This window comes from Ferruginibacter sp. (assembly GCF_049840995.1).
Classification (GTDB): domain Bacteria; phylum Bacteroidota; class Bacteroidia; order Chitinophagales; family Chitinophagaceae; genus Ferruginibacter.
The window spans coordinates 444,923-460,782 of the sequence record NZ_JASGIP010000004.1 but is presented as its reverse complement, the minus strand read 5'-3'; the positions used below and the strand labels follow the sequence as shown (position 1 = coordinate 460,782).

Below are 15,860 nucleotides of genomic sequence, written 5' to 3'. Positions count from 1 at the left end.
TTGATTTTGCGGTATAGAATTTATTTTAATGCTCAACATCATTCAGTTAGAAAAATTTATTCAGCACCATCCGTTTTTGCTCTTGCTATGGCATAATCCGCAATATTCTTTCCTACAGTTAATCCACCGGTACAATCGCTCTTGTAATGTATACCACCATAGATCCTGGATTGAGATGCCTCCTGCGCCATTCCTGTATAAACGGTTGCTTTTTCCGGGATAATATGCGCCAATACATTCGCTGCTGCTGCACTAAAAGTGGAGTGGCCGGATATATAGGCCGGGAAGTTAGGAATACCTGTAATGGTCTTAATACCTGGGTTCAATTGTGTTGGCCGTGGGTTAAAATAAAAATACTTGGTATCCCAGCATACAATTGCCGCATCCATCAAAGCCATATTGATCAGTGCCATATTCCTGGCCCATCTTACTTCGCTGAAACTTTTTGCTATAAAATCTTCTGCTGCTATGGCATTCCAGTGGCCGGGTGGTGTGTAAGTGCCTACACCATCTGCCCAAAAGTGCACAATTCGTGTATGCTCTCTCGTTGGGTTGTTCACAAAGTCAGCCACTTCTGCTATCTCGTCCTTCATCTGCTGGCTGTTCACCAATGGTGGTGGACCGGGGCGTAATGATACCGCGGTCAGTGAATCAAATAAAAATGTTTTCACCTTTCCGAAGATCGGTAACATCGGCGGACGTTTAGGTAACTCCAGGCTGTACCATGGTATCTCTCCTTTTGCCAATGCGTCTGTCTCAAACTGTGTCCATTGTGCCTGGGTGCCAATTGCAGCGCCTGCCCTGTCGCCCCTTGCACGGGTAACAAATTTTTGTGCCACGGCTTTGCCCAGCGCTTCGCCTGCTTCCAGGTCGCTGCGTACATTAGCACCTGCCAGCAACCTGGCCCTTTTATGCTCTTCTGCTTTCTGCTGTATAAAATCCTGGTCGCCGGGAAATAACAGTTTCAGCATTTCTGTGGCCGCTCCTTCCACCACTGCATCTTCGGATGGATAAGAAGGAAGATCTGATTGCGGAATGAGTGTTTGTATAGTGGCATCTACTTTATAAGGCGCTGCACGGTTGTACAGTTTTTTATAATAAAATGCTGCCACCAATGCATCATATTGCGCTGCACTTACATAAGCATAAGCACGTGCCGCATAAGGGGGATTAGAAAACGGGAATTGCGGGTATGCCAAAGGGTTATTAGCGTTGGGGAACGGATAAGTGCCATCGGGGTTTTGATAAGGCGGTAAATTATGCTTTGCCACCAGCTCTCTTAATATTTCATTCCAGCGCATCACTGCACCGGCGCCCCAGTATTTTACACTGGCTTTTTCTTCGGGGGTGATATTTGCCTGCCAGCTTTTTATTTCATTCATCTGTGCTATATATTCAGGCGTATTGGTTGCAATAGGTGCTGCCACTGCAAACTCTGTTGGCCCTGTCAGCAGTATGGGTTTCCATATACCTGCATTCAGGTCGTTGTTGGTGGGGTTCAATGCAGGGGCGTCATCCGTTCTGCCTGTAATGCTTTTATTACAGCTCACTAATATCATTGCCGCCACTGCAACCGGTATCAACTGAAAAAATTTCTGTTTCATATTATTTAGTTTTAGCAGTTTTTTTAGCCGCTTTTTTAGCGTGGTTGAAATCAAGGATATAAAATACCGAACCATATACCGTGGTGGCCTGTCCCATATTTCTTCCTGCAATGGTGGCATTGGCGCCGCCTACCAACGACAGTTTATGATCGGCTGTAACTACGTATTTGCAGTTAACGCCAATAGTAGTAGCGTTCATTTTATTGCTGGGGAAGGGCATGTTATTGCGGGTAATATCAAAACCACCCAGTGTGCGCCAGCCGTTCAGTACTGCTTCTGCAATTAATTTTTCGCTGCGGTATCCTGCACGGAAATTATAACTGGCACCATCCGGCATCTCCACTTCATTGGTGAGGTGCATTTCGGTAGTGTAATAAGAAGTGCGGTCTATCTTTATATTATCTCTTGCAACATAAGTTCCGGAACCGGTTACAAAAAGATTGCCCACCTGGTAATCCAGCATCAACCTTACAAGTGCCGTTTTACTATGCAGGCCGATGGATAAGGGAAGATAATCGGCCACATAATTGGTCAACGGGAATGAAACGCCGCCAATGGTGTATACCGAAAAAGTTCCTTTACCTAACTCCTGTTCTACCGGCATCCATTTTACAAAAAGGTTCAGGTCCTGCAAACCTTTCATGCTGTGCAGCGTACCTGCAGATGCTTTTGTTTTAACATACGGTGCGCCAAACAATACATTCAGTTTGGGCGTGATACCGTAAGCTCCCATCACACTATACATTTTTGTTGATACAGTGCCCAGGTTCTGGTTATCTCTTTTCAATGTACCTTCCCAGTAATTCTTCCAGCTGGAATAAGTGAATGCCGGGCCGATACACAATTGTTTTTTACCCATCATGATCGCATCCAGGTCGGTTTGTGCAAAGCCACTGCTTACCTGTAAACAAAAAATGAGAAGAAGTAAATATTTATTTCGTTTTATAAGTCTGGTCATTTTGTAAGGATTTTATAATTTAAATGTCATACCGGCGCTGATCAGGTAATCTGCAAATGCTGCATCACCCTGTTTGAAGGTACCGGTATCGATGGTCTGCCTTTTATCTGCATCACTTTGTGTACGGTTCCTTTTCAATGCAAATGGTACAGCCAGGTTAAAGCTTACTTTTTTTGTTACCCATGTTACTGACGGTTCTGCAGACACGATATATCCTGGCCTGCGGAATCCACGACTCCCACCGATCAGGTCTTTTGATGGTAAAGCTTCCACTCTTACGCCACCGGCAAAATTAAACTGGTGCACCATGTAGCTTACACCGGCACGGGTCATGAACAGGTCGGGTACACTCATTACATCGGTATTATATTTTTTTGCGGATGCTGATGCAACACCACCTCTTGTTGTAGAAGTACCATTCACTTCTCTTGGATTAGAGAGATAAAAGAAGCTGCCGTATACACCCAACTTGTGCGTGAAATTATAAAAGCTATTCAGTTCAAAAGTAATTCCTGTACCACCATCACCGGGTTGTATGGATTGGTCAACGGGACCTAACACCAATGAATCGGCTTTTGCTGTATGGAAATAATCCTGGTAATTATAATTACCGGTAGGCAGTTTGATACCAAGACCTAACTGCACATTTCCTTTGTGCGATTTTTTAGGATCGAACATCCAGCGATATGCTGCAAAGCGGAAATCGCCGATACCGAATGAACCGGTGTTGAAACGGCCGCTATTGCCATGTTCGTATAAAGAACTGCGTTTGAACGACATGATCGGCAGCGTAAGCCCCAGCGACCATCTTAAATTAACGGTACGTGTTGCTGTAATGTCCAATTCATAAGAATGGTTGATCACATTCGTTCCCTGGTCAACCCTTTGTGTTTGCTCTTCTGTGCCCACAAAATGTTTGTAGGATTTAAAATAGCGGTTGTTAAGGTTCAGTTCCCATCCTTTAGCATCAGATGGTTTACTGCAGATACCTGCTGTTCCTTTAATAGCCACGCAGCCCTGTGCATGGGCAGTGTGATGAGCGATACAAATGATTGCAGCAAGTGTAAAGATCTTTTTCATTTTGACAGTTTTTAGTTTGGTTAGAAATTGGTTTATACAATCAACGGTTTATTTTTCGAGTTTTAATTTTCCTGTTATAAAGTCGCCTACTTTTCTTCCGTACTCCGTACTCACCAGGCAACTCGGGTGAAAGTGGATACCGCCATAGAACCTGGCGAGGTTATTTTCTTCTGCTGCAGCCCTGAACGATCTGAATGAACGGTTGGCAATACCAAATTCCAGTTCGCTGGTATCGGTATAATTGAAATTGTCGCCAAACATTTTGGTGAGCGCTTCGGCTGATGCAGCAGATACGGTGCTGTGCCCGCAGGTATATTCAGGGAATGGCGGCGTTTGTAAATAAGGTCTCCAGTCCTGGTCAATGTATTTATTGATCACTGTTTCGGGCCTTACGGTATTGCTGCGGAATTTTTCATCCCAGCATTGTATAAAGGCATCAAACATACAAATAGAGGTAAGTGTATAAGCTGCCACTGTTTTTCTGAAACTTGCTTTGGCCTTTTGTGCAGCAATGCCTACAATATTCATCCAGTGGCCGGGCGGTGAGAATTTTTTGGTTACAAACTGGATATGCCCCACTACATTCAGTTTACCACCCAGGTCGTCCCAGAATTCGGCAATGTGTTTTTGTTCTTCACTTAAACTGTCCACTGCATTTTTTAATGCTATCACCTGTTTATAATAAGCGCTGTTTTTATCCGTAACATTAAAAGGTATAGGGCGTGGTGGTGTGAACTGGCTGGCGCTGTCCATTACAATGGTCCTTATTTCTCTCCAGTGGGGTTCTACTGCGCTTGCATAAGCAGGCGGTGTGGGCACCCATCTACCCGGAGAATCGAGTACGGTATACCGTGAGGCACTGCGTGTTTGCGCATAATTATCTTTTTTGCTCCATGCCAGTATGGTTTTGGCAATGGTATCTGCAAATGATACGGTATTGCTGAACATATCAATGGGCATGCCATCATCCTTTGCAGTGGATTTTAAGCTATCCACGTATTCTTTCATACTTCCTTCGGGGAAGGTTACTGCTTCACCCACTTTGCAAAAAGCAAGCAGGGATGCAAATTCAAAATCGATCTTTTTATCAGCCGCAGGTTTTGGCATTGCTGTTAAGCCATTCAGCTGGCCTGCCAGCGAATAATATTCCTTGGGGTATCCCGCTGCAATACATTCATACGCCGCAATATTGGCGTACACATAATTACGGGATGCCACGATAGGCGGAAAGCCAACAAATTTCACCACTTCGTTCAGTTGTTTTACAGTTTTTGAATAACTGAATGCATCGTTAAAATAGGTGGCCTGCACGGGTTTGTGACTGCTGCATGCAGCAATACACAATACTACAGCAAGCGCTGCAAATAATCTTTTCATATAAAATTTAATAGATGATACTGCTGAAGCTTTTAAGCATTGTTCAGCAGGGATGCCGGTATGGCAATAGTATTAGAGCATTGTATCCGGAGGTTGTTCAATGGTAGCTTTGTGCAGCGTACCAGCGTTGGCTTTATAATAAGCCGTTGTTTGAAGATCAATATTTACCGAGTTGGAAGCCAGTTGCCATGCGGCGTTAGCATCATATTCACTGAGTAATTTGATAAATGAGAACAGTTTACCGTTGCCTTCTGTTTTTTTGTTGGTATCCTTCTGAAGGTCGAATGCAGTTTGTGTAAAATCGTCTTTTGCATTCAGCAATTGTTGCTTGGATACATTAGGTATGCAGAGCATTTCCAGCGAATCATTGTAGATCCTGGATTTTACATACTGGTAATACACGCCATTCACTTCTACTTCGCCGTATGCCCTTTTAAAATCTTTTGTATTGTTGTAATAAGGAAGGTTGATGGATTTTTTTACAGAGATGAGTTCGCTTTCGTTGTAGTCATTTTCATCCAGCGCCAGCTCCAGGGAATGGTCGGCCTGTTTTACCATAAAAGAAACGAACAGCCTGTACCCGAACAGGTTAAAGGCAAACACCAGTAATAAAAGTATGGTGGCTAGTCTTCTCATCAGCTATCTGCAAAATAGGGATATTTATCCAGTTAAAATTCAGTGCCAGCCTGTTTTTTAGGCAATTTTTCACCGCAAACGTTTGAAATCGCTTATTTTATTACAAAAACTTTTTTTTGTGGGCCCACACCTGTGATCGTGAGGCTTTTCCATTGATTGGGTAAAGTGGTTTTTAGCTGTATTATTCCCGAAGATGTGATCTCCAATCCTCCAAAACCATTCAATACCGATTGCAGGATGCCGCCTGCGCCCGTTGCAAAATAAGGATTAGTGCCACCTTTTGTTTCGGCAATTACATTGAAGGGTGGATTTAAATTCGGCACATACGCATCCTTAAAAAAATGAAATGCTTTACCTGTTTCTCCCAGCCTTGCATACAGCAATGCAAAGATGGCCTGCGTCATGGCCGGTGTTCCTTCATTGGGCACTCTTACAGAATAATAATCCAGGTCTTTTTTTACCTGTTTGTTGTCTGTAATTTCTTTCAGCGGGTAAGCCAGTAAATTCACATCCGCCTGCTTAATGCCTTCGCCTTTATAAGCAGCATGTTCACTCGTGGTACCGTCATTTAATTTTATAATGGGAATATTGTTCGCCACATTCATCCAGTCGGCATCGGCTGTTATACCCAACAGCTTTGCTGCTTCCGTTGCATATTTTAAATTGGCTTTTGCAGCGGCATTGGTAAATGCATTGTTGTCTACGTTCTCCGCCCATTCATCTGCCGCCACTACATTTTTTATATCGTAATGACCGGGTCCATTTCTTTCTACCCGGCTGGCCCAGAAATCTGCCGTGTTCTTTAATATGGGCCATCCTTTCTGCAGCAACCATTCTTTATCCTGTGTTACGCAATAATAATTCCATGCCGCAATGCCTACACAGGCAGTGATGTGATGTTCGAATGGTCCGCTTAATGCCCATACCGGTGTTTCTTCCACACCGGTTTCTGCACTCTCCCAGGGATACATCGCTCCTTTATATCCTTTGCCGAATGCATTGCGTTTGGCCGCTTCCAGTCTTTCGTACCGGTATTCGATCATACTTTTTGCCATTTCGGGATGCAACTGCAGTATTGCAGGATACATCCATAATTCCGCATCCCAGAATACGTGACCGTTGTAACCTAAACCACTTAATCCCATCGGGCTGGGACTGTTAGAGGTGCCTTCCCGTACAAAAGAATACAAATGATATAACATGCTGTGTACATCCTGCTGGCTTTGTGCATCGCCTTCAATGATGATATCACTTTTCCATAACTCCGCCCAGGCGCTATTGTGCATTGCTACCAGCCGGTCCCTGCCCTGCAGCTTTGCAAATATGGTCAGCCGTTCTGCTTCGTTCAGCGGGTCGTTGTGATGTGCCGATGTGATAGAGCTGCCTACCACACTATAACGGTATTGCATACCCGCACTTATCTTTTTAGAGAATTTCATCAGGTGCATGTTGTTATCCCACATTTCGTGTATCACCCGTGGCTCATTGCCATGCCCTTCGCTGAATATAAAGGCATTGCTGGCGCACATCAGCAATTTACCTGTAGGGCTTTTAGCGGTAGATGTAAGCAAACTGATGGTAGTATGTGGCCGGTCAATTTCATTGTAATAATTCTGCACCTCTTTTAAAGCATCCGGCGCTTCCATTACACTGGCGCCTGTTAAATTGATCTCTTTTTTGGCCGTGATGCTGATATCCATCAATACCGAATAAGGTAATTGCCTTAATGCATAGTAAGTATAACTGATGGTTGCAGCATCTTTATATTCAAAAGAAACGGTGAAGCTGGCATGCTGCATATCCAGGGTTTGCTGCATATTGGTCACATCTGCATTGCTCAATCTTTTTCCATCTATTTCCATATACATATTCAGGAGATTGAAACTCCGCAAAAAATTACTTACCCGGCCGCGGCCGTACAGGTCGTAAGCGCCGGCCAGTACCACATCTTTTACTTTGAATGCTTCAGGACTGCTTACGATCCCGATCATACCATTGGCAACCGTTACTCCGTAATAATTTTTAGTATCTATATTACCCGCCGTAATTTTCCAGGCGTCTTGTGCAAAAACAGCATGGGAGAAGATCAGTAATACTGTGATAAGGATGGTTCTTTTGTTTTGGGGAATTACAGTGGTTCCACATAGCTTTAGCATAATCGAAATTTATTGTTTAAAGGTATCGCTTTTGCAAAGAAATATGGTGTGCCTACTTTTAAACAGCAATCGTTTGCATTCAATTAAAATACCTTGAATTGCCTGATGAGCAGTTGTTTTGCTTAACTTTCCTTTTTAAAAACTTGCCCTGCTTATTACTATGAAGAAATGGATCATTGGTTTTTTATTACTTACCTGTATTGCCATTGGAAGTATCTATATTTTCATTCCTGCCACCATTACGGTATCTGAAGTAAGGTATATCAAGACCTTTCGTGCAGCTGTTGCAAAACTATTGACCGATGAAGAAAAATTAAACCAATGTTTCCTGGCTGTTGCGGTTAAAAAAGACAGCGGTTTTTTGTACAAGGGTTTCAACTTCAGTGTACACAAGATCATCTTCAATGGCAATGTGATCGGGATCAGTTCGGATAAGATCAATACCCAAAGTAACCTGATACCGCTGGAAATGACGAAAGATTCTTCCTCTTTGTATTGGGTGGCTAATTTTAAAGCAGGGTCCGATCCTATCAGCAGGATAAGATATTATTATGCAGCAAAAAGGTTAAAGGAAAGCATGGCCGGCATACTGGACGAAATGAAAACTTATTTAGAACATCCGTTGAATATCTATGGCATTGAAGTAACAGAGATCCATTTAAAAGATTCTTTGCTGATCAGTACCAGGAGCAGCAGTATCGGTGAACCCAGTGTGGCCGCTATTTACAGCCAGGTAAAAAAACTGGAAGATTATGCGATGAGTCAACATGCAAGCGCTACCAATTCGCCGATGCTGAATGTGCAACAGATCGATGCTGCACATTATGAATTTATGGTAGGCCTTCCCGTTAGCAAGGCCGTTCCTGAAACCGGTGATATCCATATTAAGATGATGCCGCCGGGTGGCAAGATGCTGATCAGTGATATCAAAGGCGGTCCTTATGCCATCCGTCATGCTATGAAACAACTGGAAATTTACAGGGAAGATGCCAGGCGGACCAGTCCTGCTATTCCATTTCAATTACTCATTACCAACAGGGCTGTGGAAGCAGATACTACGAAGTGGATAACACGGCTGTATTACCCGGTGATGTAATTTTTTTTCACCGCTGCGCTGTGAAAACGGTAGCCACAAAGACGCAAAGACACGGTCTGACGCCCCCGTCTGACCGTGTCTTATTTTGTATCATCCTATAACGTAAAGTTTATTTTTCTTTCACCGCTGCGCTGTGAAATAGTTGCCACAAAGACGCAAAGGCACGGTCTGACGCCCACGTCTGACCGTGTGCTATTTCGCAAACCGGATAACTCGCAAGCTATCGTTATTCTTCGCCAGTATAAAAGCTGGCTTATGATTGATAGTGATGGGTTCAATATGACGCACCTGCCCTTTTACCTGCAGGCCATTGATATTTTCCGTTTCAAATTTATTATTGCCCTTGTTGATAAGAAGCGTTCCAAAGTCAGCATCATTCCTGCCCATCTGGATATTGTTGTCATAGTAATTACCCATCAGCAAAATATCCGGCAGGTCATCTCCATTGGCGTCCACTACTGCAGCCGTGCGATAAGAACTGAGCTGCGCCTGCCAGGGGAGCGCCTGCGTGGTAAAGTTTAAATTGCCTTTGTTGATCAATATGGCATTGGCATAATAATCGGCAGTCAATACCTGCGCTTCTTTAAGTTTATCAGAAGGAAAGATCTCATCCAGGTTGGCTTTGGCAAAATCAGCCGCGTACAAAAACTTCTTTTTTAAAAAGGGTAATTGCTTCTGCAATTCATCTTTTGTGGCAAAGGGAATTTCTTTGCCTTCTACATAATAGGTCAGTATCTGTTCATTTTTTCCATCGCCGTCAAAATCATTATAGTAGATCCGTACCGGTTGTTCTGAAGAAGCATGCATGCGGGAGTTCAATCCCAGGTTGCCTGCTATCAGATCGGTGTTGCCATCCTTATTGATATCAACCGGTAATAAAAAATTCCACCAACCTTTATTGGGGCTTAAAGATTTTTTTGCAAATACCCTGCTGGTATTGATAAAAGCATCAATGCCGCCCCACTCGGTGCAAACCAACAGATCGTTATCACCATCTTTATCAATATCGAACCATACAGCATTTGTTACCATCCCTTCATTGGCCAGCTCAGCAGCATATTGATCTGTTACATCTTTGAATTTCCCGGTACCATCATTTTGTAATAAATAAGAACGGGGTGTTTTTCCATAATTATAAGGAACTACCCTGCCACCCAAAAAAAGATCCATAAAACCATCCCCGTTAAAATCGTAAGGAACAACACAGGATTGCGTTTCATAAATTTCCCCGAATGCATTCTCCAGCTTTACAAAATTCGCCTTGCCATCATTTAAATATACCCGTGGTTTTAAATGTTCATCCTTTCCATAATATTCGTTACCACCACTTGCAATTACAAGGTCCAGGTGGCCATCATTATTTACATCAATAAATTTAGCGGCCACATCCTCACTCATGCTATCCAATAGCATAGAGGGTTGCGCCACGGTGCTGAATTTACCATCGGGTTGTTGTAAAAAAATGGCATTGCGATAGGTTCTTGATGCGCCTACAAAAACATCTTCCAACCCATCATGATTGATATCCGCCACTGCCAGGGCCGGCCCCTCCGTTGATACCATGTGCGGAATTAAAAATTCCCGGTTAAACTCTACAAAAAGATTTTCTTTATGCACATAATTCAACCCGGTTTGTTCTGTAATGTCTTCCATCGGCCTCGTTTCATTTTTCCAGTAACTGGTTATTTTAGTATAATTGAAATGAGGCAGGCCTTTTTCATATTTAAATGTAAGTTCAGTTTGCTTTAAAGCAAGAATCAATCTTTTGAAAACTATTATCCGGCCATATTAAAAATGCAGAATCCACTTTTGTATTGGTCAATCCAATATGCAGTGGTTCTTCCATGCTGGATTCAAAACCTCTTGCAGGATTTTTTTCATAGGTCCTGATACCACCGCCTGCATATAGTACCACTTTAGCACCAATCGCATTTACATTAGTTGCTGCTCCTTTCAGTGTTACCGAAACATAAGGCTTGTCTTTTTTATCATTGCTTTTATTCTGGTATACCAGTACAGGCTGGTTCACATTATTCACCACCACATCCAGGTCGCCATCATTATCAAGGTCGGCATATACCGCCCCGTTAGAAAAACTAGGCAGCGATCCATCCACTGCAGCATTCATATCTTCAAAATGAAGATCGCCGGTGTTGCGGAAAAAACGATTGGGAATTTTTATCTCGGGAAATTTATTGACCAGCGCCATATCCTTCTCGCCGCTTTTGCTGGCATGCAATTGTTTTTGTATCTCCCCATCCGAAATAAAATTGGCATAATCCATATCATTCATTCTTTTGGGGATGCCGTTGGAGATAAAAAGATCTTTCAATCCATCATTATCAAAATCCATCCACAGCGGCGCCCAGCTCCAGTCGGAAGCATAGATGCCGGAATACAATCCAGCTTCGCTGAACATACCATTGCGCCGGTTGTATTGAAAATTGTTGCGGGTGTACTGGTACATGTACCCGATATCGATCTTATGGTGAAAGATATCATACTCATCTTCGCCCAATGACCGTTTTAAGATATAAGGATCAGAAGGTAGCATGTCCATTGCAATGATCTCGGGATATCCATCATTGTTTACATCCGCCACATCCACGCCCATGGTAAACTGGCTGGTATGCATGAAATCCTGCTGGCATTCTTCTTTAAAAGTACCGTCGTGCTGGTTGATGTACAGGTAATCATTTTCATGAAAATCGTTGCCTACATAAAGATCAGGCCATCCATCCAGGTTGATATCAGCAACAGATATGCCTAATCCGTAACTGATGGCCGAACTGTTGATCCTGCTTTCTTTAGTTACATCCGTAAAATGTTTATTGCCATCGTTTCGGTACAGTCGATCACCTGACAATGCGTTATAGGTGCCCAAAAAATCAGCCCGTGGTGCAAAAGTGCCGTTCTGATGTACCGAATGATTCAACAGGAACATATCCAGGTCGCCATCCATATCATAATCAAAAAATACTGCCTGCGAACTGAAACCGGAAAATCCCAACCCGTATTGATCCGTTTCATCTGCATATACAGGAATGCCATTATTTATTCCTTTACAAACCAACAACTGGTTCTTTCCATGCAGTACTTCATAATTGCCCACTTTACAAATGTAAATATCCAGCAGGCCATCATTATTAATATCTATAACGGAAACGCCTGTACTCCACGATCTGTCCTGTGGTATCTGTGCTGCTGCTGTTACATCGCGGAATTTAAAATTGCCGTCATTCAGGTATAACTTACTATCCACCTGGTTGGCAGCAAAGAAAAGGTCTGTTTTTCCATCATTATTAAAATCACCTGCGCCTACGCCTGCACCATTGTAGAAATACATGTAATGAAACATATTGAACGAATCGTTGGGCGTAAGTGTATTGGCAAAATGCAATCCCGTTTGTGTATCCGTCAATGTTTCAAACATCACCGGTACAGGTACAGAAGGCTTCTCATCATGCCTGCTGCATGAAGCAGCAACCGCTACCATACCCAAACAAGTAATCTTAAAAATATTTTTTATCCTGGTATACATGAATATTAATTCGCTTTTTTATTACCCGCCACCGGCGCCTGCAATTGAAACAAAACCGGTACTGCATCATTCTGCAGGAATAAGAATGCCGTTTCTTTTTTAAACACAACCGGTTGTATATCTCTTACCATTCCTTTTAATGACAAGCCTGCTTCGGCATTTTTTAAAAGTATAAAATCTCCTTTCCCATCATTGATCAAAACCTGTCCTTTGTTGGCATCCAGCCTGCCCAGCTGCGGCTGAAAATTAAATTCATTGCCCCCTACTACAAGATCGGGATGCCCATCTTTATCCAGGTCGCTGCATACTATTGCTTTTACGCATGACATCTGCACCATCACCGGCAATTCCCGGATGGTAAATGTACCATTCCCATTGTTTACAGCAATGATTGAAGCGGTATAATTGATCGGTTTCATCACTGCTTTTTTCAATTGCTCCGGTGTAAATAATTCCTGCAAAGATTTTGTGGCATATTCAGTGTAATGCAGGTTTTGCTTTTTTAAAGAGGGCAATTCATCCTGCAGGTCTTTTTTCATGAACACAGGTTTGTCTTTTCCATCCACCGTTTTTGTAATGATCTTATCGATTGTTCCGTTATCATCAAAATCACCATAACACAATTTCAATGGAGTTTTTTCACCGGGGTGCAAACTGAAATTATCTCCTATATTACCCAGCACCAGGTCTTCTCTTCCGTCTCCATTCATATCTGCCACTGCCAAAGCCTGCCACCACCCGTATAAATTATCAAGGTTGGTTGCCAGCTTTTCAAAATGATCTTTTTTAAAAGCATACACCTGCGGGCTCATCCACTCCCCTGCAATCACCAGTTCTTTTGTTTTGTCTCCATCCACATCGCACATTACTGCACTGCTGATCATTCCTGCATTATTGATACCGCTTAATTTATTTTCTGGTAGTTCTGTAAAAATAGCTTTGCCATTGTTCAGGTACACATGGCTTTGCGGCGTGATGCCATACTCCTGCGTTACGGATCTTGCACCAACAAACAGGTCCAGGTCGCCATCCCCATCAAAATCATACGCCAGTGCAACACCCGTATTATCTTTATTCAACGGAAATGAATTGTACGAAATAGTAAAATTGCCTTTGCCATCATTTATAAACAACCGGTGTTGCAATTCTCTTCCACCCGGCGCAATATTATTTCCTCCTGCACCAATGAACAGGTCCATATCCCCATCGCCATCAGCATCAAAAAATAATACGGCTGCGTCTTCAAATGTTGCAAACTGCTGCATACCCGGAATATCTTTTTTTACAAATCCATTGGCTGTTTGCAGGTACAGTTGACCGTTATGTAGCGGCGTACCGCCTATAAAAATATCCTGCAAGCCATCGCCGTTCACATCCGCCACCGCAGCTTTGGGGCCCTGGTGCGATAACATTTCCGGTATGGCTTTTTCCTGGTAAAAATCGGTATAATCCGGTTGCTGGTGTTTATCAAAACCGGGTGTTACCTGCAGCAGCATAGGTTTTATTTTTTCTTCGGCAGGATGCCCAGTTTTTTTTTCATTTGGTTGCTGTAGTACAACGATCGTTTTATTGATCGCAGGATTGATGATGGTAGTGTAAGTAAAGTTGGGCCAATAAACCACCATAGAATCTATGGCTGTATTTTTTCCTATACCAATCACCTGTTTATAATCCACCGATGACTGAAAACCGCGGCTGGGTATTACTTCTTTACTCAGTTGTTGTTTACCGGCGTATACAATGATCTTTGTACCTACCGCAAATTTATTTTTATCGATCCCCTGCAATGAAACGCCGATATAATTATTGTGATTCTGTTCCCTGCTGTTATTTTTAAAGATGAGCGCCGGTTCATTCACATTGTTCACCACGATATCCAGGTCGCCATCGCCATCCAGGTCGGCATAGGCAGCGCCATTGCTGAAAGAATTTTGTGCAAAGCCCCAGTCAGCGCCTTCATCCGCAAATTTCAGGTTGCCCAGGTTCCGGTACATTTTATTAGGTACCGCAATAGAAGGTATCTTATTCACCAGTTCTGTAAGATCTTTTTTTCCTGTTGTGATCATTTTTTCTTTGATGGCATTGGCATCAAAATCCAGGAAGTCCTGGTTGGTAAGATCACGAAAAATACCATTGCATACATACAGGTCTGTCATGCCATCATTGTCTGCATCAAACATCAATGCGCCCCAGCTCCATTCCGATGCATTAACGCCGCTGTAATTGGCAATATCCATAAACCTGCCATCACCCGTATTCAATTGCAACGTATTCTGTAAGAACTGGTGATGGAAATCATTTCTTTCTTTCAACCGGTATTGATCGATGTCATCAAAACTCAACGTGGTTTTTAAACGATAATCATCTGCGGGCAACATATCTGTTGTAAAAATATCAGGATTGCCATCATTGTTGATATCACCGATATCCGCACCCATGGAGGCATAGCTGGTATGCTGCATCCGGTCGTCCAGTTCATCTTTAAATGTGCCGTTCTTTTGATTGATGTATAAATAATCTCTTTCAAAAAAATCGTTGGATACAAAAATATCCGGGTAATGATCGCCATTGATATCGCCAACAGTTATACCCAATCCAAAACTCATCAGCGTTCCATGAATGCCTGCCTGCTGTGTTACTTCTGTAAAATGCCCATTGTCATTGCGGTATAAATGATCACCACCGCCTTTTAGATTATCCGCTACCGCCCATTTGCTCGCCAGCAGGTCACGCTGGTGCGGATAGCCCAAACTGCTTACTGCTACCGGGCTGTTATTGATGATAAAACAATCGAGGTCGCCATCCATATCATAATCAAAAAAGCTGGCCTGTGTGGAATAACCGGAATCAGCCAATCCAAATTCTTCCGCACGTTCGGTAAATGTGAGGTCGTGATTATTGATGTACAATTGATTTTTTCTCAACCCAGTATTATTCATATTGCCGGCATTACAAACATATATATCCAGCCAGCCATCATTATTTACATCTGCCATCACCACGCCGGTGCTGAACTGTTGCTTGTCTGTAAATCCTGCTTTTGCAGATATATCTTCAAACTTAAAATTGCCTTTGTTCAAAAACAATTTATTGGCGCCCTGGTTAGCTGTAAAAAAAACATCCGGCAATCCGTCATTATTAATATCAGCAATGCCCACACCGCCTCCATTATAAAAATTACGGTAATTGAGGATGTTGATACTGTCGTTGTCCTGCACTTTATTATTAAACACAATGCCGGTACTATCCATTGCCTGGAACAATGTTGCTCCCTGTTTGTTTTTTTCTTTTTGACTGCAGGATGCAATGATGAGCCATATAAAAACAAATGCCCGCCAATTACGGGAGGTTTTTATTACAGCAACTGTACTATGTTTTATTATGATGGCCCTTCTTTTCAATTATTCATTCG

10 protein-coding genes are annotated in these 15,860 nt (G+C 42.8%); 1 reads left to right on the top strand and 9 read right to left on the bottom strand.

Going from position 1 to position 15,860, the window contains the following annotated elements:
* Nucleotides 1-56: 56 nt before the first annotated feature.
* From QM738_RS12725 to QM738_RS12700, 6 genes are all read right to left on the bottom strand, one after another.
* Nucleotides 57-1,604, bottom strand: coding sequence for a phosphatase PAP2 family protein (locus QM738_RS12725; protein ID WP_462277105.1), 1,548 nt, complete (start codon nucleotides 1,602-1,604; stop codon nucleotides 57-59).
* 1 nt (nucleotide 1,605) lies between these two features.
* On the bottom strand, nucleotides 1,606-2,562 hold the full coding sequence (locus tag QM738_RS12720; RefSeq protein WP_462277104.1) for a hypothetical protein: 957 nt from the start codon (nucleotides 2,560-2,562) through the stop codon (nucleotides 1,606-1,608).
* A gap of 12 nt (nucleotides 2,563-2,574) precedes the next feature.
* Nucleotides 2,575-3,642 carry a hypothetical protein gene (locus QM738_RS12715; RefSeq protein WP_462277103.1) on the bottom strand — a complete coding sequence of 356 codons (1,068 nt, stop codon included), beginning with the start codon at nucleotides 3,640-3,642 and terminating at the stop codon, nucleotides 2,575-2,577.
* Nucleotides 3,643-3,690: 48 nt separating this feature from the next.
* Nucleotides 3,691-5,019 (bottom strand): vanadium-dependent haloperoxidase, encoded by a 1,329-nt coding sequence (locus tag QM738_RS12710; RefSeq protein WP_462277102.1) that lies wholly within the window; start codon nucleotides 5,017-5,019, stop codon nucleotides 3,691-3,693.
* A gap of 72 nt (nucleotides 5,020-5,091) precedes the next feature.
* The gene (locus QM738_RS12705; protein ID WP_462277101.1) at nucleotides 5,092-5,655 is read right to left on the bottom strand and encodes a hypothetical protein; all 564 of its coding nucleotides are present in this window, start codon (nucleotides 5,653-5,655) and stop codon (nucleotides 5,092-5,094) included.
* Nucleotides 5,656-5,747: 92 nt separating this feature from the next.
* Entirely contained in the window at nucleotides 5,748-7,811 is a 2,064-nt protein-coding gene (locus tag QM738_RS12700; RefSeq protein WP_462277100.1) for a glycoside hydrolase family 65 protein, read from the bottom strand.
* Nucleotides 7,812-7,971: 160 nt separating this feature from the next.
* Between QM738_RS12700 and QM738_RS12695 the strand changes: the two genes are divergently transcribed.
* Nucleotides 7,972-8,907: a hypothetical protein gene (locus QM738_RS12695; RefSeq protein WP_462277099.1), complete on the top strand. Its 936-nt coding sequence runs from the start codon at nucleotides 7,972-7,974 to the stop codon at nucleotides 8,905-8,907.
* 192 nt (nucleotides 8,908-9,099) lie between these two features.
* Here the strand turns inward: QM738_RS12695 and QM738_RS12690 are convergent, their stop codons facing one another.
* The 3 genes from QM738_RS12690 to QM738_RS12680 all read right to left on the bottom strand — a co-directional run bounded on the left by QM738_RS12690 (nucleotide 9,100) and on the right by QM738_RS12680 (nucleotide 15,849).
* Nucleotides 9,100-10,560 (bottom strand): FG-GAP repeat domain-containing protein, encoded by a 1,461-nt coding sequence (locus QM738_RS12690; protein WP_462277098.1) that lies wholly within the window; start codon nucleotides 10,558-10,560, stop codon nucleotides 9,100-9,102.
* Between the two features lie 82 nt (nucleotides 10,561-10,642).
* Nucleotides 10,643-12,403, bottom strand: a complete 1,761-nt coding sequence (locus QM738_RS12685) for a CRTAC1 family protein (RefSeq protein ID WP_462277097.1) — start codon at nucleotides 12,401-12,403, stop codon at nucleotides 10,643-10,645.
* A gap of 50 nt (nucleotides 12,404-12,453) precedes the next feature.
* Nucleotides 12,454-15,849 (bottom strand): VCBS repeat-containing protein, encoded by a 3,396-nt coding sequence (locus tag QM738_RS12680; protein ID WP_462277096.1) that lies wholly within the window; start codon nucleotides 15,847-15,849, stop codon nucleotides 12,454-12,456.
* Nucleotides 15,850-15,860 lie beyond the last annotated feature (11 nt).